The sequence below is a fragment of the Rhizobium sp. K102 genome, assembly GCF_022385315.1.
In the GTDB taxonomy this organism is placed as follows: Bacteria; Pseudomonadota; Alphaproteobacteria; order Rhizobiales; family Rhizobiaceae; genus Rhizobium; species Rhizobium croatiense.
Genome location: NZ_CP092435.1, coordinates 287,256 through 306,294, shown reverse-complemented (window position 1 = coordinate 306,294; position 19,039 = coordinate 287,256). Strand labels below are relative to the sequence as shown.

The following is a 19,039-nucleotide window of genomic DNA, read 5'->3' as shown; positions in this document are numbered from 1 at the left end:
GCGGGCCGACCAGAGAAGGATTATGCTTTCAGGGGTAATTTTGTGCTGCAGGATTTGATCGCCAACGGACAGTCGATGAGGACGGTTTCGCTGCCCCGCGGCCGCCAGCGTCTGCACGCCATGCCGACCAGCGCCGGCTATGAAGTGCGGGAGAACGAAACCTATGACTGGGACGGTCGACGGCGCGGCCAGACGCCCTTCACCGTGCTGCAGCACACGATCAGCGGCAGCGGCCGGCTGCGCTACCTCAATCGCAATTATCGCCTCCAGGGCGGCGACACGCTCTTGGTGCTCGTCCCGCACAATCACCGCTACTGGCTGGAGAAGGGCGAGCGCTGGGAGTATTTCTGGATCTCGATGAATGGCGAGGAAACCCTGCGCATCCATCAGCTGGTGCTGTCCACCGCCGGCCCGGTCTTGAAGCTGCAGCCTTCGACCATCGATCATCTCGCCGATTGCAGCCTGCGCCTCGTCAAGGGCGCGACCTCGCCGGGGGCCGCCTCGGCGATCGCCTATGAAGCGGCGATGGCGCTCTATGACGACGTCTTCAATTCGCCGGCCTTTGCCGCCGAGCTCAGCCTGATGCAGCCGGTGATCGACCATATCAACGCCAATCTCGACAAGCCGCTGCCGGTCAATGAACTTGCCGCCATCGTCGGCCTCAGCCGAGCCCATTTCTCGCGCAGCTTCGCCGAGAGCGAAGGCGTGCCGCCGGCCGAATTCGTGCTGCAGCAGCGGCTGCAGCGCGCCGTCAAGCTGCTGACCAAGGCGGACTTCCTGCCGGTCAAGGAAGTCGCCATCATGTGCGGCTTCGAGGACGCCAATTATTTCTCAAAAGTCTTCCGCCGCGTCTACGGCACCAATCCCACCGAATTCCGCACGACCGGCATGTATGCCAGCATCGGCCGACCGAAATAACGCCGGCCGCCGCGCAGCCGGTCCTCAGGCGCGGACTTCGAACACCATGTTGAACGGCGTTTCGGTCGCCCGGCGGAAATGCTTGAAGCCGGCGTCGAGCGCCACCTTGCGCAGTTTCATTTCCCCCGCCTGGGCGCCGAGCCCAAGCCCGACCTCCTGGGAGAGTGATGCCGGCGTGCAGATCATCGTCGAGGCGCCGTAATAGACGCGCCCCACCGGATTGAGATTGTCCTTCAGATGATCATGGGCAAAGGGCTCGACGATGAGCCAGGTGCCGTTCGGCGCCAGCGTCTCCTTGACATGCCGGCCGGCGCCGACCGGATCGCCCATGTCGTGCAGGCAGTCGAACATGGCGACCATATCATAGTCGCGTCCCGGAAATTCGGCCGCCTTGCCCTGCTCGAAGGTGACGCGGTCGGCGACGCCGGCCTCTTTGGCGGCGGCCTTCGCCCTTTCGATCGACGGGCCGTGATAGTCGAAGCCGGTAAAACGCGAGGCGGGATAGGCCTGCGCCATCAGAATGGTCGAGGCGCCGTGACCGCAGCCGACATCGGCGACGCTGGCGCCGGCTTTGAGCTTCTCCTCCATTCCGGCAAGCGCCGGAATCCATTCGTTGACGAGATGGCTGTTATAGCCCGGCCGGAAAAACCGCTCGGTGCCACGGAACAGGCAGGTGCTGTGTTCATGCCAGCCGAGACCCTTGCCAGTGCGGAAGGCTTCGGTGACCTTCGGCTCGTCCATCCACATGGATTGCACGACCTCGAAGGCGCCGACGAAGAAGGCCGGGCTGTTTTCCTCGGCAAAGACCATCGCCTGTTCCGCCGTCAGGCTGAAACGATCGGTCTTTTCATCATAAACGATGTAATCCGCGGCCGCCTGGGCGCTCAGCCATTCCCTGACATAGCGCTCCTTGATCCCGGTCTTGGCGGCAAGCTCTTCAACGCTCACCGGCTTCCCGTCGGCCATCGCCTTGAATAGCCCCACCTTGTCGCCAAGCACGACCAAGGCCCCCGACATGGCAGCGCCGACATCGCCGACGAGGCGACCGACAAGCGCGTCGAGTTTCTGCATATCTGGCTCACGCATCGTCACCTCCCGGGCGTGATAAAGGAGCCCTAAATTAGGCTTTAATGAAATGCAGTCAATCGACCCTCCCTATCGCCCAATGAGGCTAGATATCCAAGGTCGCAGCAATTTCATCGGCTTGCTTTCTTCGGGCGCGCTCACATCTTCATAGGGCTGCCCCAGAGCCAGATCAGAAGTCTCAATGCCAGGTGGATATTCATGCTGTCTCCAGCCCAGTGCCGTGCCGCGCGTGCTCTCATCGCCTGGTCCAAGCGGGATCTGTCCGCAGCCTCTGAGACAGCCAAGGCGACGATTGCCGGTTTCGAGGCCGGAGAACTTTCCCCTGACGCGCGAACGCTGCAGCATATCAAGCGCGCTCTTGAAGACGCCGGCGTGCTTTTCATCGCGGAGAATGGCGGCGGCGCCGGCGTTCGCTTGGCAAAACCGGCATCGGCTTCTATAGACACGAACGAGACCGAGACGGTCCAATATGAAGAATATCTCAAAAACGACGCCCCTCCCGGCGCTGGCGGCTGAATGACGAAGAAGCAGAAGTTTGAACACTCCGAACTGGCTGGAGAATTCACCGATGACGGCATCACCGTGCTCGTCGATATCTTTCGAACCGCCGGCAGCAACGAGGACTGGACGATGGAAGTCGTCACCCAGTCGGAGGACCTGATCCGCTGGGACGAGCCCTTTGCGACCGATCGGGAGGCTTTCGACGAATTCCTCGCGGTGGTGGCACGCGACGGCATCCGGTCGCTTCTCGAAGACGAAGAGCCTTCCGTGCATTGAGGGATAGCCCCGTGAAAAGCATCAATGATCTCGTCGCCTCGGCGAAAACCGTCTGCGACCGATACCGCGCCGGGCGGATGGAGCGCGAAACCGTGCGCGAATGGGTGCTCGGACTGGGCGCCTATCCATCGCCGCATGGCGACCGCGTGCGCGAAGCGGCCGAATGGTTCCGCCTGCACAATCGCGAGCCTGTGTCGGAAGACATCGTGCTGGTGGATATCGACCGGCTCAAGGCGATTTCAGCGCCGTGACGAGGAAGCGCTTTGCTTCAGCGGCGATCCGGACTAGCGCAATTGCGCCGTTACTCGGCGGCGTAGGACCAATGACGATCATGAGCCTTAGGCATAATGCCCTCATCTCAGCTTCCATGCGAAGAGGCCTGGGGGTTTTGCGGCTTCGGTAAACGTGACACGCTTACGAGGCTGACATGGCTTCTGGATCTCATGCGTGAAGCGCAAACCAAGCGCGGCTAGCTTATTTTAATTCGTGCCATAAGTAGAAGGAACAGCACGTGGCAGCATTTCCGGAAAAGGCAAAGGTCGTCATCATCGGGCTCGGCGGCATCGTCGGCGCCTCCATCGCGCATCATCTCGTCGAGCGCGGATGGGACGATATCGTCGGCATCGACAAGTCGGGCATACCGACCGATATCGGCTCGACGGCCCATGCCTCGGACTTCTGTTACACCACCAGCCACGACTATCTGTCGGTCTGGACCACGCAGTATTCGATCGATTTCTACGAGAAGATGGGCCACTACGCCCGCATCGGCGGCCTCGAAGTGGCGCGCGCCGGCGACGATGCCTGGATGGAGGAAATCAAGCGCAAGCTGTCCTCGGCACGCGCTTTCGGCACGCGCGCCCATTATGTCAGCCCTTCCGAGATCAAGGAGAAGTTCCCGCTGATCGAGGAAGATCAGGTGATGGGCGGCCTGTTCGATCCGGATGCCGGCCTCGTCATCCCGCGCTCGCAGACCGTCGCCGGCAAGCTAGTCGATGCCGCCGAAAAGGCCGGCAAGCTGCAGGTGTTCGGCAACACGCCGGCCAAATCGCTGATCGTCGAAGGCGGCCGCATCAAGGGCGTCGTCACCCATCGCGGCACCATCATGGCCGACCACGTCATCGTCTGCGCCGGCCTCTGGGGGCGCCTGATCGCCGAGATGGTCGGCGAAGACCTGCCGGTCATGCCGGTCGATCACCCGCTCACCTTCTTCGGCCCCTATAACGAGTTCGAAGGCACCGGCAAGGAAATCGGCTTCCCGCTGCTGCGCGACCAGGGTAACTCCGCCTATATGCGCGACACCGGCGACCCGGCGACGACCGAAGGCGGCCAGATCGAGTGGGGCTATTACGAAGCCACCAATCCGCGCATGTGCCATCCGCGCGAGCTTCTCGAAAAACACGAAGCACGCCTTTCGCCGTCGCAGCGCGACCTCGAGATGGAGCAGATCATCGAGCCGCTCGAGCGCGCCATGGAACTGACGCCGATCCTCGGCGAACTCGGTTATAACGAAGGTCATTCCTTCAACGGCCTGCTGCAGGTTTCCGCCGGCGGCGGCGCATCCTGCGGCGAGAGCCAGAAGGTGCGCGGTCTTTGGTACTGCGTTGCCATCTGGGTCAAGGACGGCCCGGGTTACGGCAAGCTGATCGCCGACTGGATGACCGACGGCCGTACCGAAATCGATCACAACAGCATCGACTACGCCCGCTTCTATCCGCATCAGCTGACGGAAGAATTCATCGAGGGCCGCTGCTACGAAGCCGCTCAGAAGATCTATTTCCCCGCCGTTCACACCCGCGAGCCCTATCTGTCCGGCCGTAACGCCAAGCGCTCCCCCTTCTACGAGCGCGAAAAGGAGCTGGGCGGCTACTTCATGGAGCTCGGCGGGTGGGAGCGTGCGCACGGCTACGCCGCCAACGAGCACCTGCTGGAGAAATACGCCGACCGCGTGCCGGTTCGCGAGAACGAATGGGACAGCCGCCATTTCTGGCGCGTGTCGAATGCCGAGCATCTGGCGATGAGCGAGGATTGCGGCATCGTCAATCTCAGCCACTTCCACATGGTCGATATCGAGGGACCTGACCATGTCGAGCTGATGGAATGGCTGTGCGCCGCCAAGATCGGCGGCGATGCCAACATCGGCAAGGGCGTTTACACCCACTTCCTCGACGACGAAGGCATGGTGCGCGCCGACTTCACCGTCTTCCGCATGGCCGACCGCTGCCGTCTCGTCAACGGCGCCGATGCCGGCCCGCGCGACCTGCACTATATGAAGCGCGTCGCCCAGGACCGCGGCCTCGACGTGACGATCACCGACGTCTCGGAAAAATTCGTGACGGTCGGCATCTGGGGTCCGAACGCCCGCGACACGCTGAAGAAGGTCGTGGCCGATCCGGCCGGTCTCGATCAAGAAAACTTCGCCTTCGCGGCGATCAAGCCGATCGAAATCGCCGGCAAGACGGTCACCGCCTTCCGCATCTCCTATGTCGGCGAGCAGGGCTGGGAACTGCACATGAAGTACGAAGACGGCCTCGCCGTCTGGGATGCACTGCGCTCGACCAGCGTGATGGCCTTCGGTGTGGAAACCTATGCAAACTCGCGCCGCATGGAAAAGAGCCTGCGCCTGCAGAACGCCGACCTGCTGACCCAGTACAACCTGATCGAAGCCGATCTCGCCCGTCCGAAGGTCAAGGAAGCCGATTTCCGCGGCAAGGCAAAACATCTCGAATACAAGGCGCGTGAGCACCAGCCGGCCATGCTCTGCACGCTCGTGATGACCGAGAATACCGACAAGTCGGGCGTCAAGCGTTATCCGCTCGGCAACCTGCCGGTCGTCGATCCCGCCACCGGCGAGGTCCTGGTCGACGAGCTCGGCCGCCGCTCCTACACGACCTCGATCGCCTACGGCCCGACGGTCGGCAAGAACATTGCGCTCGCCTACCTGCCCTGGTCCCATTGCCAGGTCGGACGCAAGCTGAATGTCGAATACTTTGCCGAGACCTATCCGGTGGAAGTCGTCGGCGTCGGCTACAAGCCGATCTATGACCCGGAAAACCTGAAGCCGCGCACCTAAGCGCTCAAGCACTTGTGGCGCCGCAGGGATGGGGCGCCACAAACACTGACCCGCTTTTTCCTCAGATGAAAGCGGTATCGATGAGGCGAGAAAGCTCCCACACTTAATGTCCTGCCAGCGAATGCGGCTTGACACATTATGAGTCTTTACTCATAATTGCATCAGATGGAAAATCTACCCCGCCCTACCCGACCGCTCCTTTGGATAGCGTCGAGCCGCAAAGACTATGCGGAGTTTCCGCCCAAAGTGCAGGAAGCTTTTGGCTTTGAGCTGTTTCTGGCACAGACGGGGCAACACCCTCCATCGGCAAAGATGCTCAAGGGACTCGGCAATGGTATAGTGGAGCTGGTCGAAGACCACGACAGCGATACCTACCGCGCCGTTTATACGGTTCGTTTTGAAACGGCCGTTTATGTGCTGCACTGCTTCAAGAAGAAGTCCAAGCGCGGCATCAAAACCCCTCAGAGCGATATCGAGCTGATCAAGCACCGGTTCCGCGACGCGGAAGCCCATTATGCAGCCAAACAAAATGAGGAGCGCAAGCGATGAAAACCGAACATGTCGAGGTTCATGCCGGCCACCCCAACATCTTTGCGGAGCTGGGGCTACCGGACGCCGAAAACCACTTCTTGAAAGCGCAGATTGTGGCGGCCCTGCACCGCCTCGTCAACGAGCGCAAACTCAACCAGGCCAAGGCCGGAACCATTATGGGCATCACTCAGCCGGAAGTGTCCCGCCTCTTCCGGGGGCATTTCCGGGAATACTCCGTTGAACGCCTCATGAGCTTCCTGACAGCTTTCAACCAGGACGTTGAAATTGTCGTAAGGCCTCATGCCAAGGCCGGAGAAGCCGGCAACATAACCTTCAATGCCGTCACGGCTTAACGAGAACGGCCCCGGCCGAGATACTCATTATTCGTTGGCAGGCGGCGTCGAATGTAGAGGCGCTACCGCCTGTCGCCGTTTCCGGCTTCAGCGGCATCATCGGGGGCTCGGCTCGGAACGAAGCGTTTCGAGATCAGCCAGCAGCCGAGCGCCCAGAGCGCGCCCGCACACCATCCGGCGAAGACGTCGGTGGGATAGTGGACACCGAGATAGATCCGGCTCAATCCGATGATGACGGCGAGGAAAACGCCTGCTGCCATCACGAAAATCCGCGTCGAGCGGTAACGCTGCGTGCGTGCGACCAGGGCGCCGAGCGTCAGATAGGTCACCGCCGAGACCATGGCGTGGCCGGAGGGAAAGCTAAGGTCGCTGACTTCGACGAGATGCGGCACGATATCGGGCCGCGGCCGCGCAATGAGGATCTTCAGCGTCGTGCTCGCCAGCCATCCTGTCAGCACCGAGGAAAAGATGAAGAGCGCTATCGGCCAGCGCCGATCGAGCAGGAGATAGACGGTGATGAGAACCGTCAGCAGCGAGAGAACGGTGACACCGCCGAGACTGGTGATATCGTCGAAGGCATGCGTCAGCCAGCCGGGGCCGACCGGCACGGCAAGATCGTCCGCCCGGCGCAGCGCCAGCAGGATGGCCTCATCGAAGCGGAATGTCTCGCCCTCGAGAACCTCGCTCGTCAGCCGCTGCAGCAGGAACAGCCCGCCGGCGATGGATGCCATGGTGATCAATGTCAGCGGCTCATATGCGCTGAGTCTCGCCAAAAATCCGCGTCGTTGAACCTCACTCATACCTGCCGTCGAACTCCCTTCTGATACGCCGATACCCGCCAGATCGGCAAGGCGAGCCGCAAATTCAAGACCTTGCAGCATTTGCAGGCATCCCGGTAGCAAAAGCTCAACCTTCTTTTGCTATGGCTGGAGCCGGTTGTCCTGGGAGAGGTTTCGGCGATGAAAATTCTGACCGCGATGGTTCTGATGGCAGCCGTCCTGCCGCCGGTCTCCGCCTTCGCAGAGACCGAATGGATGGGCGGCGCGAGACAATGGTCGGTCGGCTTTGCAAATGAAAGCCCGCATCCTTATTGCCGGCTGCTGTGGAACAGCGAGATCGGCAAAACCATGGAATTCCGCCAGAGCGCCACCGAAACCTTCTGGCTGGTGACAAAAAACACCTGGGACATTCCGGTCGGCACCAAGACCGAGGTGACGCTGATCGATCGCGACGTGACGAAAGTGATCGCCGCCGAATTCTTCGACAAGACCACGCTTCGCCTCTGGCCGATGGGCAGCAAGGGAAGCGCCGGCCTGAAAAAGATCATCAAGAATTCCTTTGCCGGAACCCCTGACGTGCAACTGACCTTTGCCGGCGACGAAGGCGACTGGACGCTGCCGCTCTCACGGGTGGATCAGCTCTATCCCACCTTCTCTCAATGCCTCAAGCGCCTCGAAGACGGCGAGCCGGCCAAGCAGGATTCGGCAACGAGTAAACCTTTCTGACAGCTCGCCTAAACGGCTGGCGGCGCTGTCTCGCGGATCAGGCTGCGCACGGCCTCGATATCACCGTTCAGCGGCCGCTCGTCGCCATAATGGGAGATGCACTGGCGCACCGCCTGATAGACGAGATCCGTGCCCGCCGCCCGTGGTGCCGTCGCCGCCAGGAAATCATGCGCCTGGGCAGCCGCCATCAGTTCGATCGCCAGGATATATTCGGCATTGTCGATGACGGCTTGCAGCTTGCCGGCGGCGGCTGTCGGATGGGCGAGGAAATCTTCCTGCAGGCCGGAAGTCAGGCCGCCGTCCATGGCCGCGGGCGCGGCAAGCCGGCGGTTCTCATTGCAGAGGGCGGCTGCGGTATATTGCGCGATCATCAAGCCGGAATGGCTGCCGGCATCGCTCGCCAGAAACGGCGGCAGGCCGCTGACCAGCGGATTGACCAGCCGATCCGTGCGCCGTTCGCTGATCGCGCCGATCTGCGCCAGCGCGATGGCAAGGCCGTCGGCCGCCTGCCCGAGCGCGGGCGCGACCGCATGCGCCTCTGAGCAGACGATCGGATTTTCGGGCGTACCCGAGACGGCGGGATTGTCCGTCACCGAGGCAAGCTCCTGATCGGCGATGCGAGCGGAATTATCGAAGACATCGCGGGCGGCGCCATGAGCATGCGGCACCGAGCGAAGGCTGAGAGCATCCTGCGTGCGCCGGCCGAGGGCGGCAGCGACAAGGCCGCTGCCCTGGAGGCGGGCTCGCAGTGTGGCGCCGACCTTTTCGATCCCGGCCGATGGGCGCAGTGCGAGCACCGCCTCGTCGAAGGCGGCGATCTGGCAGCCTGCCGCTTCCAGCGTCAGTGCCGCGATGGTGTCGGCCCAGTCGAGCAGCCGTTCGGCGCGCAATAGCGCCGTGGCGGTGAGCCCGGTGGCGCAGGCCGTGCCGTTGACGAGGCTCAAGCCCTCCTTGGCGCCGAGCACCAACGGCTGAAGGCCGATCGCCGCCAGCGCCTCACGGCCGTTCATGCGCCGGCCGGTGAGCCTGGCGCTGCCTTCGCCGATCAGCACCAGTGCCGTATGGGCATTGTGAGTGAGATAACCGGCCGAGCCTTTCGACGGCACGTCGGGAATGCAATCATGCTCCAGCAAAGCTGTGAGATACTCGACGATCTCGCGCCGCACGCCGGAATGGCCATGGGCGAAATTGGCGATCTGCGCGGCGATGATGGCGCGCACCTCGCGGGATCCAAGCAACGGACCGACGCCGCAGGCATGGCTGAGCACGATGCTGCGCGACAACAGGCTCTGCGAGGCCCGGTCGACGACCGTATCGGCGAGCGCCCCGACGCCGGTATTGACGCCATAGGCGCGAACGCCGGTTTCGACGATACGCTCGACGATGCGGCTTGCCTGCTCAACCCGCGCCCAGGCGGCCGGCGACAATGCGAGCGCTTCCCCTGCCCCGACGCGCGCGACATCGCGCCAGGTCAGCACTTGATCGATGGTGATCGTCATTGGCCTGTTCCGAAATGGCCGATGAACTGGCGGAAGGCGGGGGTCGCGCCTGTTGTGAACATTTCATCCGGCTTGCCGCTGCTTTCGATCAGCCCCTCGCGCATGAAGACGACGCGGTTCGAGACATTGCGGGCAAAGCTCATCTCATGGGTGACGACGAGCATGGTCATGCCCTCCTCGGCAAGCGCGCGCATGACACGCAGCACCTCGCCGACAAGTTCCGGATCGAGCGCCGAGGTCGGCTCGTCGAAAAGCATCACCTTCGGTTTCATCGCCAAAGCACGGGCGATCGCGGCGCGCTGCTGCTGGCCGCCGGAGAGATGGGCGGGATAGGCGTGACGTTTGTCGGCGATGCCGACCTTTTCGAGCAGCGCTTCGGCCTCGGCGATGCAGTCGGCGCGCGGCCGCTTCAGCACATGGATCGGGCCTTCGATGACGTTCTGCAGGATGGTCATATGGGACCAGAGATTGAAGGACTGGAACACCATGCCGAGTTCGGAACGGATATGGTCGACCTGCTTCTGGCTCGCCGGCCTTGTCTTGCCGTTCTTGTGAACCATCTCGATGTGCTCGCCATCGACCCAGATCTCGCCGTCGCTTGCGGTTTCGAGCAGGTTGATGCAGCGCAGAAAGGTCGATTTGCCGGAGCCGGAGGCGCCGAGCAGCGAAATCACATCGCCATCCTCGGCATCGAGGGAAATGCCGCGCAGCACTTCGTGCGTGCCGAAGCTCTTGCGGATATTGCGGACCGAAAGTCGGGTTACGCCTGGCATGGTAGCTCCAATCAGGTCAAATCGCTTACGCCCTCAGCGGCTGCGGGGCCGCGCGGCGGTGTCGGGAGAGCGAATATTCCAGCAGGGCCATGCCCTGCAGGATGATGAAGTTGAGGACGAGATAGATGATTGCGGCGCAGAGGAAGACTTCCATCGTCCGGTAGGTCTGCGAGATCAGCCGCTGGGCGACGCCGGTGACCTCCCAGACGGTGACGAGGCTGGCGAGCGCCGTCGATTTCATCATCAGCACGATCTCGGTGGAATAGGCCGGCAGCGCGTGGCGGAAGGCGATCGGCGCAAGGATGCGCCGCACCATCAGGAAGCCGGACATGCCGATCGAGCGCGCCGCCTCGATCTCCTTCGGCGAAACGGCGCGAATGCCGCCGCGAAAAATTTCCGCCGTGTAGCCGGCCGTGCAGAGCGCCAGCGACAGCACGGCGCAGACCATCGGCTCGCGCAGGAACGGCCAGAGGAAGGAATAGCGGATGACGCCGAACTGGCCGAGGCCGTAGAAGACCAGGAACATCTGGATCAAGAGCGGCGAGCCGCGAAAGACGAAGATATAGCCCTTGGCGAAACCCGACAGATAGCGGTTGCCGCTGACCCGCATCGTGACGATGACGAGCGCCAGCAGGCCGCCGAAGAAGATCGACAGCGAAAACAGGATCAGCGTCGTCGGCACGGCTTTCAGCAGCGTTACCATGGTCGAGGCGAGAAAGGTGAAATCCATCATCGCCTCCTTACGCCTGGCCCATGGCGGAGGCCGGCATGCTGCGATTGGCGCGGCGCTCCGCGCCGTTGAAGATGCGGTCGGAAAGGCTGGTCAGGACCAGGTAGAGGCAGCCGCCGGCGATGAAGAACAGAAAATATTGCCGGGTCGAACCCGCCGCCACCTGGCTGGTGCGCATCAGCTCGGCAAGACCGGTGACCGAGATCAGTGCGGAATCCTTGAGGCTGAGCTGCCAGACATTGCCGAGGCCGGGAATGGCGAAGCGAAGCACCTGCGGGATGATGATGCGACGGAAGCGCATGCCGCGATGCATGCCGATCGCCGAAGCGGCTTCGAGCTCACCCTTGGAAATGGCGAGGAAAGCGCCGCGGAACACCTCCGCCTGATAGGCGCCGGAGATGATACCGACGGCAAGCGCGCCGGCGGCAAAGGAGGGCAGGCCGAGAAAGCCTTCGTAACCCATCGCCTTGCCGATCGAGGTGACGGCCGAGGAGCCGCCGAAATAGATGAGATAGATGATCAGCAGTTCCGGCACGCCGCGAAACACGGTCGTATAGACATTGCCGAGCGCCACGAAGAGGGGATTGCCGGAGAGCTTCGCACCCGCGACGATCGCGCCCAGCACCGCGCCGATCGCCAGCGCCGTCGCGGTGACGGCGAGCGTCATCAAGGCGGCGAAAATAAGCAGCGCGCCCCATCCCGTCGAGCCGAAGCCAAGCAGTTCCAAACTTGCCATATCGTCCGTTCCCCGTCCGCGGCAGTGTTTTGTGGATTGACAATAACACGCAGTCCCCGGCGATGAAGCCGGAGACCCGTGTCTGCGGCCGAAGGGCCGAAACGCTTACTGCTGGGGGCTGACGTCCATCTTGAACCACTTCATCGAGAGGTTCTTGACCGTGCCGTCGGCAAGCGCCGACTTGATCGCCACGTTGAGCTTGTCACGCAGATCCGTATCGGCCTTGCGCAGTCCGAGGCCTTCACCCTCGCCCCAGATCGGACCGGCGATCTCCGGACCGGTGAAGGCAAGCGCGCCGTTGGCGGCCTTGAAGGCATTGGCGAAATAGACGGCGTCATCGAAGCCGAGGTCGATGCGGCCGTTCTGCAGGTCGAGGTCACGGTCGGCACCGGTCTTGTATTCGCGGATCTCGGCAATATCGCCGAAGTTGTCATAGACGAACTTGGCATAGACGGTCGCCGCCTGGATGCCGATCGCCTTGCCCTTGAACAGTTCCTTCAGCGCGTCGATCTCCTTCACGCCGGTCTGGCCGGGCGTCATCTTGATCGTGGCGCCGGTGCCGGCGGCATTGGCCAGCGGACTGTCCTTGGCCGCGGCGAAGGCAGCGGGCGTGGCGGCATAGGGGATGGTGAAGTCGATGATCTGCCTGCGCTCTTCAGTGATCGACAGAGCATCCATGATGACGTCGAACTTGCCGGCATTGAGCGCCGGGATCATGCCGTCCCAGTCGGAAGCGACGAGCGTGCATTCGATCTTGGCGCGCTCGCAGAGCACCTTGGCAAGCTCCGGCTCGAAGCCGCCGAGCGTGCCGTCGGCATTGGTGAGGTTCCACGGCGCATAAGCGCCTTCAAGCGTGATGCTCGCCTTCGTCCAGTCCTTGGCAAAGGCGGGGGCGGCAAAGGCGGAAAGAGCGGCAACGCCGCAAAACAGGATGGCGCTAAATTTCATTGATGAATTCTCCTCTGGAGTTGAAACAGACCTTGCGGCACCGCCGATCTCCGCCGGCTTGCCCTTTCCGTCCTATTTTCGTCTCCAGGACCGATTGGGAGGTTGTATATGGTACCATATGAGAAAATTTGTGATATGCAAGAGGAAAGTCGATTATGTGGCAAATTGAATCCGTGCATAAGGAATAGGCAATGAAGCGGTCCGGCGAGATGAAGCGCGACCTGGCGGGAAATGACAGCACGCCGCTCTATGCCGGCGTCAAGCAGGTGATCCTCGATCGCATCCACAGCGGCGAATGGCCACCGAAATACCGCGTGCCGTCGGAAAACGAGCTGGTCGTCGAACTCGGCGTCAGCAAGATGACCGCCAACCGGGCGCTGCGCGAACTCGCCAATGAGGGCGAGCTCGTGCGCATCCAGGGCGTCGGCTCCTTCGTCGCCGAGCGCAAGGGTTATTCGGCGCTGTTCGAGGTGCGCAACATCGCCGAGGAAATCGCCGAACGCGGCCATATCCACGAGGCGGCCGTCGTCATTCTCGCCCGGGAAACCGCCTCTCCCGAGATTGCCGACGCCTTGGAACTGGCAATCGGCGCCGCCGTTTTCCACTCGCTGATCGTTCACAGCGAAAACGGCGTTCCGGTGCAGATCGAGGACCGGTTCGTCCATCCGGAGGCCGCACCCGAATATCTCGAGCAGGATTTCACGACGCTGACGCCGAACGCCTATCTGACGGCCGCCGCCCCGCTCAGCGGCTCCGAGCACGTCGTTGAGGCGGCGATGCCGCAGGCCTGGGAATGCAAGCTCCTGACCATTCTGAAGAGCGAGCCCTGCCTGACGATCCGCCGGCGCACATGGTCGGCCAAACAGGTGGTTTCGACCGCCCGCCTCGTCTATCCCGGCTATCGTTACCGGCTCGAAGCGCGCAGCGGCAAGGTGTTCGAAGACTAAAACACCCGTTATCTTGTATATGGAACCTTGCCTATTGTGACGCCGGCGTGAACCGCGCCACCAGCGCGTGACGATCGCCGGGATAGGTGAAGCGCACATGGGTCACCGGGCCGGCGCCGCTCCAGGTGCGGCGCTCCACCACCAGGCAGGCGGCGTTGCGGGCGATGTCGAGGGCGGCGGCCACCTCGGCATTGGCGGAGACGGCGTGGATCCTGTGCTCGGCGGCGCTCCACGGCACCTGGTTGAGCAGCCACGGCCCTGGCGCCACCGTCAGGAAATCGGCATCGGCCGCCTCCGGCACGGTCGCAAGGCTGATCAGCCGCTCCTCCAGGCAGAAAGGCCGTGCGCCGGCATTGTGGATGCAGACCACCTCGACGACCGAGGACGCCACAGGCAGTTCCAGCCGGCGACTGTCTTCCGCCTTGGCCTTGCGGCTCGTCTTCTTCGACACCGCATAGGAATAGGGCAGGTTCAGCGACTGCACCTCGGCCTTGATGTCGTGGATTTCGAGAACCGCCGATTGCGCCTGCGGCTGGGTGACGAAGCTGCCGGATTTCTTGCGGCGCTCGATCAGGCCGGCCTTGGCGAGCTGGGTCAGCACCTTGTTCACCGTCATCCGCGAGACGTCATACTGGGTGGCGAGATCGACCTCGAAGGGGATACGGTGACCCGGCGGCCATTCGCCCGAGACGATACGGCCCTCGATGTCGCTCAGGATGCGCTGATGCAAGGTGGGGTCCCTGCTTTGATTCATCGCCACGTTCCGATTTGGTTTCCCGATCTAGATCGAATGCTCCACCGTGAAAAGTGCTTTTTCAGCCAGCCAGCAACTCACCCATCGCAGCAAGGAAGCGGCGGTCGATGGCCTCACGCTTGAGATGACGGCCGCCTTCCACCTGCTTGCGGCCGCGCGCCCAGACGCAATCGACGGAAATTCCGCCGGCAAACAGCCAGTGATCGAGGATCTGGTCGCCGGAAAGATAAGGAACGGCGGCGGCATCGAGCGAAACGAGATCGGCGTGATGGCCTTCGGCGATGCCTGCCGGGGCTTTGAGCGCCGCGCCGCCGCCGGCAAGCGCCTGGTTGTACAGCGCAAGCGCCGTTGAGCCGCCGGGCGCAGCCACGACATTGCGGGCGCGCAGCGCCAGGCGCTGCGAATATTCGAGCTGGCGCAGTTCTTCCGGCAGGGAGATCCGCACGTTGGAATCCGAACCGATGCCGTACCGCCCGCCTTCTTCGAGGAAAAGCGGCGCGGCAAAAGCGCCGTCGCCGAGATTGGCTTCGGTGATCGGGCAGAGACCGGCGATCGCGCCGCTTTTCGCCATTCGCCGCGTCTCGTCCTCGGTCATATGCGTCGCATGGATCAGGCACCAGCGCTGATCGACCGGCATATGGTCGAGCAGCCATTGCACGGGCCGCGCTCCCGACCAGGCGACGCAATCGTCGACCTCCTTCACCTGCTCGGCGACATGGATATGGATCGGGCCGTCGCCCGCCATTGGCACGAGCGTCGCCAGTTCCTCTGGTGTTGCGGCGCGCAGGCTGTGCGGCGCAAGCCCGAGCTCGGCGCCGTCGAGCCGGCCGGTCACGCCACGGCATCCCTCCATCAGCCTTTCGAAGCTTTCGAGCGAATTGATGAAGCGCCGCTGGCCGTCGATCGGCGCCGTACCACCGAAACCGGAATGGGCATAGAAGACCGGCAGCAAGGTCAGGCCGATGCCGGTCTCCTGGCTCGCCGCTCCGATGCGTTCGGCAAGCTCGGCGATATTGGCATAGGCCGCGCCATCCCTGTCGTGATGGAGATAGTGGAATTCGCCGACGCGGGAAAAGCCTGCCTCCAGCATCTCCGCATAAAGCTTGGCCGCAACCGCCAAGACATGCTCCGGCGTCATCGCCAGCGCGAATTTGTACATGACGGTGCGCCAGCTCCAGAAGCTGTCGTTGGCCGGACCGCGCACTTCGGCGAGACCGGCCATCGCCCGCTGGAAGGCGTGGCTGTGCAGATTGCCCATGGCCGGAACGATCAGAGCATGGCGATCATCGCCGGGTGCGGCGGCAACGCCGGCCTCGACCCGGGCGAGGCGTCCGGCTTCGAGCGTCAGCCGCACGTCCTTCCGCCAGCCTTGCGGCGTCAGCGCCGTGCCTGCGTGAAGTATGGTCATGGCCTTTTCTCCCCTTCCGCCGCGCCGCCGATCTTTCTTTTCCAGAAGAGCGCGCAAAATTTCTCTTGTCACCTGCTTATTATGTATATACATGTTTTGGCATAAGGAAAGGCGCAAAGCTGATGACCGGGAACAATTTTTCTGAAGGAACCCCATCCGCCGATACCAGGCCGGTGCTGTGGCGCAACGCCCGGCTGGCAACGCTCGCGCCTGATAGTCCGGGGCTCGGCATCGTCGAAAAGGGTGCCGTGCTCACCGAAAATGGCCGCATCGCCTTTGCCGGCGCCGAAAGCGAACTGCCGGCATCGGCCATCGAACGCTCCGAAATCGTCGATCTCGAAGGCCGCTGGATGACACCCGGCCTAGTCGACTGCCACACCCACATCGTTCACGGCGGCAATCGCGCCCGCGAGTTCGAGATGCGCCTTGAAGGCGCGACCTACGAGGAGATTGCGCGGGCCGGCGGCGGCATCGTCTCCTCCGTTCAGGCGACCAATGCGCTGTCGGTCGAAGAACTTGTCGCCGAAGCACTGCCGCGGCTCGATACGCTGCTTGCCGAAGGCGTGACCACGGTCGAGATCAAATCCGGCTATGGCCTCAACCGGAGCGGCGAAGTGAAGATGCTGCAGAGCGCCCGCCTGCTCGGCCATATCAGGCCGGTCCGTGTCGCCACGAGCTATCTCGGCGCCCACGCGACGCCGGTGGAGTATAAGGGCCGCAACGGCGACTACCTCGACGATGTCGTGCTGCCCGGTCTCGACGACATGTACAATCTCGGCCTTGCCGATGCCGTCGACGGCTTCTGCGAAGGCATCGCCTTTTCGACAGCCGAAATCGCCCGCGTCTTCGACAAGGCGAAAGCGCTCGGCCTGCCGGTCAAGCTGCATGCCGAACAGCTCTCCAATCTCGGCGGCGCCAAGCTGGCGGCCGCCTATGGCGCGCTTTCCTGTGATCATCTGGAATATCTCGACGAGGACGGCGTTGCCGCGATGGCCGCTGCCGGCACCGTCGCCGTCCTGCTGCCCGGCGCCTTCTACGCCATTCACGAAAAGCAGAAGCCGCCGGTGGAGGCGCTGCGCCGGGCGGGCGTGCCGATCGCGATCGCCACCGACTGCAATCCCGGCACCTCGCCGCTCACCTCGATGCTGCTGACGATGAACATGTCGGCGACGCTGTTCGGCCTCACCGTCGAGGAATGCATCGCCGGCGCCACCCGCGAAGGTGCGCGCGCGCTCGGCCTCGTCGGCGAGACCGGAACGCTCGAAGCCGGCAAATCAGCCGATCTCGCCGTCTGGAATATCGAGAGCCTTGCCGAGCTCGTCTACCGCATCGGCTTCAACCCGCTTCATGCACGTGTCTTCAAGGGCGAAAGGAACGGTCGATGACCATCACGCTCCACCCGGGCTCCGTCTCGCTCAAGGATCTGGAAATCATCTATTGGACCGGCGCGCCGGCAAGGCTCGATCCCGCCTTCGATGCCGGCATCGCCAAAGCCGCCGCCCGCATCGCCGAGATCGCCGCCGGCAATGCGCCGGTCTATGGCATCAATACCGGCTTCGGCAAACTCGCCTCGATCAAGATCGACAGCGCCGACGTCGCCACGCTGCAGCGCAATCTCATCCTGTCGCATTGCTGCGGCGTCGGTGCGCCGCTGCCGGAAAATATCGTGCGGCTGATGATGGCGCTGAAACTGGTTTCGCTCGGGCGCGGCGCCTCGGGCGTGCGGCTGGAGCTGGTGCGGCTGATCGAAGGCATGCTCGAAAGGGGCGTCATCCCGCTGATCCCGGAAAAGGGCTCGGTCGGCGCCTCCGGCGATCTCGCGCCGCTCGCCCATATGGCGGCGGTGATGATGGGCGAGGCCGAAGCTTTCTTCGCCGGCGAACGCCTGCCCGGCGCCACAGCGCTCGAAAGGGCCGGGCTGAAACCTATCGTGCTCGCCGCCAAGGAAGGCCTGGCGCTGATCAACGGCACGCAGACCTCGACGGCGCTGGCGCTCGCCGGCCTCTTCCGCGCCCACCGCGCCGCCCAGTCGGCCCTCGTTACCGGCGCCATGTCGACCGATGCGGCCATGGGCTCCTCGGCGCCCTTCCATGCCGATATCCATACGCTGCGCGGCCATAAGGGACAGATCGATACCGCGGCCGCGCTGCGCGCCCTGCTCGAAAACTCCGTCATCCGCCAGAGCCATATCGAGGGCGACGAGCGTGTGCAGGATCCCTATTGCATCCGCTGCCAGCCACAGGTCGACGGTGCCTGCCTCGATCTCCTGCGTTCGGTCGCCCGCACCCTGGAAATCGAAGCCAATGCTGTCACCGACAATCCGCTGGTGCTGTCGGACAACTCGGTTGTGTCGGGCGGCAATTTCCACGCCGAACCCGTCGCCTTTGCCGCCGATCAGATCGCGCTCGCCGTCTGCGAGATCGGCGCGATCTCGCAGCGCCGCATCGCCCTGCTGGTCGATCCGGTGCTGTCCTACGGCCTGCCGGCCTTCCTCGCCAAGAAGCCCGGCCTGAATTCGGGCCTGATGATCGCCGAAGTCACCTCGGCGGCGCTGATGTCTGAGAACAAGCAGATGTCGCATCCGGCCTCGGTCGATTCGACGCCGACATCGGCCAATCAGGAAGACCATGTCTCGATGGCCTGCCACGGCGCCCGCCGCCTCCTGCACATGACCGAAAACCTGTTCGGTATCATCGGCATCGAGGCGCTGACCGCCGCGCAAGGCGTGGAACTGCGCGCGCCGCTTGCGACCAGCCCGGAGCTTTTGAAGGCGATCGCCGCGATCCGCAGCCAGGTGCCGAGCCTCGAGAGCGACCGTTACATGGCGGGCGATCTCGCCGCTGCGGCTGAACTGGTGGCGACGGGGGCACTGAATGCCTCGGTTTCGTCCGGCATCTTGCCGGTTTTGGAGGGCTGAGATGATAGTGAACGAAAAAAACCCCTCGCCAACCCCTCCCCACAAGGGGGAGGGGCTTAACCTGCGGCCCTCGCAGCGGTCGTT

Annotated in this window: 20 protein-coding genes; 11 read left to right on the top strand and 9 right to left on the bottom strand. The window is 63.1% G+C overall.

Annotated features, from left to right (window positions below; genetic code table 11):
* Positions 1–75: 75 nt before the first annotated feature.
* Positions 76–918: an AraC family transcriptional regulator gene (locus MHI61_RS05370; protein WP_077995015.1), complete on the top strand. Its 843-nt coding sequence runs from the start codon at positions 76–78 to the stop codon at positions 916–918.
* A 24-nt stretch (positions 919–942) separates the two neighbouring features.
* Here the strand turns inward: MHI61_RS05370 and MHI61_RS05365 are convergent, their stop codons facing one another.
* A complete protein-coding gene (locus MHI61_RS05365; protein WP_239789509.1) occupies positions 943–2,004 on the bottom strand; it encodes a methyltransferase domain-containing protein in 1,062 nt (353 codons plus the stop codon).
* 198 nt (positions 2,005–2,202) lie between these two features.
* On the opposite strand from MHI61_RS05365, the gene MHI61_RS05360 reads away from it, so the two are divergent.
* The 6 genes from MHI61_RS05360 to MHI61_RS05335 all read left to right on the top strand — a co-directional run bounded on the left by MHI61_RS05360 (position 2,203) and on the right by MHI61_RS05335 (position 6,738).
* Complete coding sequence (locus MHI61_RS05360) at positions 2,203–2,520, top strand: XRE family transcriptional regulator (protein WP_239789507.1); 318 nt, start codon at positions 2,203–2,205, stop codon at positions 2,518–2,520.
* Entirely contained in the window at positions 2,521–2,781 is a 261-nt protein-coding gene (locus MHI61_RS05355; RefSeq protein WP_010032482.1) for a hypothetical protein, read from the top strand.
* 11 nt (positions 2,782–2,792) lie between these two features.
* Entirely contained in the window at positions 2,793–3,032 is a 240-nt protein-coding gene (locus MHI61_RS05350; RefSeq protein ID WP_009987796.1) for a hypothetical protein, read from the top strand.
* 260 nt (positions 3,033–3,292) lie between these two features.
* Positions 3,293–5,854 carry an FAD-dependent oxidoreductase gene (locus tag MHI61_RS05345; protein ID WP_239789506.1) on the top strand — a complete coding sequence of 854 codons (2,562 nt, stop codon included), beginning with the start codon at positions 3,293–3,295 and terminating at the stop codon, positions 5,852–5,854.
* Between the two features lie 165 nt (positions 5,855–6,019).
* On the top strand, positions 6,020–6,403 hold the full coding sequence (locus MHI61_RS05340; RefSeq protein ID WP_097606618.1) for a type II toxin-antitoxin system RelE/ParE family toxin: 384 nt from the start codon (positions 6,020–6,022) through the stop codon (positions 6,401–6,403).
* A complete protein-coding gene (locus MHI61_RS05335; protein WP_097606619.1) occupies positions 6,400–6,738 on the top strand; it encodes a helix-turn-helix transcriptional regulator in 339 nt (112 codons plus the stop codon). Before MHI61_RS05340 ends, MHI61_RS05335 begins: the two co-directional genes overlap by 4 nt.
* Before the next feature lie 62 nt (positions 6,739–6,800).
* Here the strand turns inward: MHI61_RS05335 and MHI61_RS05330 are convergent, their stop codons facing one another.
* Positions 6,801–7,538 (bottom strand): phosphatase PAP2 family protein, encoded by a 738-nt coding sequence (locus MHI61_RS05330; RefSeq protein ID WP_097606620.1) that lies wholly within the window; start codon positions 7,536–7,538, stop codon positions 6,801–6,803.
* Positions 7,539–7,697: 159 nt separating this feature from the next.
* On the opposite strand from MHI61_RS05330, the gene MHI61_RS05325 reads away from it, so the two are divergent.
* Complete coding sequence (locus tag MHI61_RS05325) at positions 7,698–8,243, top strand: hypothetical protein (protein ID WP_239789505.1); 546 nt, start codon at positions 7,698–7,700, stop codon at positions 8,241–8,243.
* Between the two features lie 8 nt (positions 8,244–8,251).
* Here MHI61_RS05325 and hutH (MHI61_RS05320) read toward each other — a convergent pair whose 3' ends face one another.
* The 5 genes from hutH (MHI61_RS05320) to MHI61_RS05300 form a co-directional block, all read right to left on the bottom strand.
* Positions 8,252–9,742, bottom strand: a complete 1,491-nt coding sequence (gene hutH / locus MHI61_RS05320) for a histidine ammonia-lyase (RefSeq protein WP_239789503.1) — start codon at positions 9,740–9,742, stop codon at positions 8,252–8,254.
* Positions 9,739–10,515, bottom strand: a complete 777-nt coding sequence (locus MHI61_RS05315) for an ATP-binding cassette domain-containing protein (protein ID WP_040111353.1) — start codon at positions 10,513–10,515, stop codon at positions 9,739–9,741. Before MHI61_RS05315 ends, hutH (MHI61_RS05320) begins: the two co-directional genes overlap by 4 nt.
* 25 nt (positions 10,516–10,540) lie before the next feature.
* Positions 10,541–11,245 carry an ABC transporter permease subunit gene (locus MHI61_RS05310; protein ID WP_239789501.1) on the bottom strand — a complete coding sequence of 235 codons (705 nt, stop codon included), beginning with the start codon at positions 11,243–11,245 and terminating at the stop codon, positions 10,541–10,543.
* 10 nt (positions 11,246–11,255) lie between these two features.
* Positions 11,256–11,981 carry an ABC transporter permease subunit gene (locus tag MHI61_RS05305; RefSeq protein ID WP_239789499.1) on the bottom strand — a complete coding sequence of 242 codons (726 nt, stop codon included), beginning with the start codon at positions 11,979–11,981 and terminating at the stop codon, positions 11,256–11,258.
* Between the two features lie 105 nt (positions 11,982–12,086).
* Positions 12,087–12,929: a transporter substrate-binding domain-containing protein gene (locus MHI61_RS05300; protein ID WP_239789497.1), complete on the bottom strand. Its 843-nt coding sequence runs from the start codon at positions 12,927–12,929 to the stop codon at positions 12,087–12,089.
* 191 nt (positions 12,930–13,120) lie between these two features.
* On the opposite strand from MHI61_RS05300, the gene hutC (MHI61_RS05295) reads away from it, so the two are divergent.
* On the top strand, positions 13,121–13,876 hold the full coding sequence (gene hutC / locus MHI61_RS05295; RefSeq protein ID WP_239789496.1) for a histidine utilization repressor: 756 nt from the start codon (positions 13,121–13,123) through the stop codon (positions 13,874–13,876).
* 31 nt (positions 13,877–13,907) lie between these two features.
* Here the strand turns inward: hutC (MHI61_RS05295) and hutC (MHI61_RS05290) are convergent, their stop codons facing one another.
* Together hutC (MHI61_RS05290) and MHI61_RS05285 are read right to left on the bottom strand one after the other, a co-directional pair.
* A complete protein-coding gene (gene hutC / locus MHI61_RS05290) occupies positions 13,908–14,630 on the bottom strand; it encodes a histidine utilization repressor (protein ID WP_239789495.1) in 723 nt (240 codons plus the stop codon).
* 61 nt (positions 14,631–14,691) lie between these two features.
* The gene (locus tag MHI61_RS05285) at positions 14,692–16,038 is read right to left on the bottom strand and encodes a formimidoylglutamate deiminase (protein WP_239789494.1); all 1,347 of its coding nucleotides are present in this window, start codon (positions 16,036–16,038) and stop codon (positions 14,692–14,694) included.
* Between the two features lie 122 nt (positions 16,039–16,160).
* Here MHI61_RS05285 and hutI point away from each other — a divergent pair, with 122 nt between their 5' ends.
* Both hutI and hutH (MHI61_RS05275) read left to right on the top strand, forming a co-directional pair.
* Positions 16,161–17,423 carry an imidazolonepropionase gene (hutI, locus tag MHI61_RS05280; protein ID WP_239789492.1) on the top strand — a complete coding sequence of 421 codons (1,263 nt, stop codon included), beginning with the start codon at positions 16,161–16,163 and terminating at the stop codon, positions 17,421–17,423.
* Entirely contained in the window at positions 17,420–18,955 is a 1,536-nt protein-coding gene (gene hutH / locus MHI61_RS05275) for a histidine ammonia-lyase (RefSeq protein WP_239789490.1), read from the top strand. The genes hutI and hutH (MHI61_RS05275) overlap by 4 nt, the downstream gene beginning before the upstream one ends.
* The last annotated feature ends 84 nt before the right edge of the window (positions 18,956–19,039 follow it).

Excerpts from the sequence above, each read along its gene's own strand:
- MHI61_RS05370 (WP_077995015.1), top strand. The coding sequence starts at position 76 with ATGAGGACGGTTTCGCTGCCCCGCGGCCGCCAGCGTCTGCACGCCATG.
- MHI61_RS05365 (WP_239789509.1), bottom strand. The coding sequence starts at position 2,004 with ATGCGTGAGCCAGATATGCAGAAACTCGACGCGCTTGTCGGTCGCCTC.
- MHI61_RS05360 (WP_239789507.1), top strand. The coding sequence starts at position 2,203 with ATGCTGTCTCCAGCCCAGTGCCGTGCCGCGCGTGCTCTCATCGCCTGG.
- MHI61_RS05355 (WP_010032482.1), top strand. The coding sequence starts at position 2,521 with ATGACGAAGAAGCAGAAGTTTGAACACTCCGAACTGGCTGGAGAATTC.
- MHI61_RS05340 (WP_097606618.1), top strand. The coding sequence starts at position 6,020 with ATGGAAAATCTACCCCGCCCTACCCGACCGCTCCTTTGGATAGCGTCG.
- MHI61_RS05335 (WP_097606619.1), top strand. The coding sequence starts at position 6,400 with ATGAAAACCGAACATGTCGAGGTTCATGCCGGCCACCCCAACATCTTT.
- MHI61_RS05330 (WP_097606620.1), bottom strand. The coding sequence starts at position 7,538 with ATGAGTGAGGTTCAACGACGCGGATTTTTGGCGAGACTCAGCGCATAT.
- MHI61_RS05325 (WP_239789505.1), top strand. The coding sequence starts at position 7,698 with ATGAAAATTCTGACCGCGATGGTTCTGATGGCAGCCGTCCTGCCGCCG.
- hutH (WP_239789503.1), bottom strand. The coding sequence starts at position 9,742 with ATGACGATCACCATCGATCAAGTGCTGACCTGGCGCGATGTCGCGCGC.
- MHI61_RS05315 (WP_040111353.1), bottom strand. The coding sequence starts at position 10,515 with ATGCCAGGCGTAACCCGACTTTCGGTCCGCAATATCCGCAAGAGCTTC.
- MHI61_RS05310 (WP_239789501.1), bottom strand. The coding sequence starts at position 11,245 with ATGGATTTCACCTTTCTCGCCTCGACCATGGTAACGCTGCTGAAAGCC.
- MHI61_RS05305 (WP_239789499.1), bottom strand. The coding sequence starts at position 11,981 with ATGGCAAGTTTGGAACTGCTTGGCTTCGGCTCGACGGGATGGGGCGCG.
- MHI61_RS05300 (WP_239789497.1), bottom strand. The coding sequence starts at position 12,929 with ATGAAATTTAGCGCCATCCTGTTTTGCGGCGTTGCCGCTCTTTCCGCC.
- hutC (WP_239789496.1), top strand. The coding sequence starts at position 13,121 with ATGAAGCGGTCCGGCGAGATGAAGCGCGACCTGGCGGGAAATGACAGC.
- hutC (WP_239789495.1), bottom strand. The coding sequence starts at position 14,630 with ATGAATCAAAGCAGGGACCCCACCTTGCATCAGCGCATCCTGAGCGAC.
- MHI61_RS05285 (WP_239789494.1), bottom strand. The coding sequence starts at position 16,038 with ATGACCATACTTCACGCAGGCACGGCGCTGACGCCGCAAGGCTGGCGG.
- hutI (WP_239789492.1), top strand. The coding sequence starts at position 16,161 with ATGACCGGGAACAATTTTTCTGAAGGAACCCCATCCGCCGATACCAGG.
- hutH (WP_239789490.1), top strand. The coding sequence starts at position 17,420 with ATGACCATCACGCTCCACCCGGGCTCCGTCTCGCTCAAGGATCTGGAA.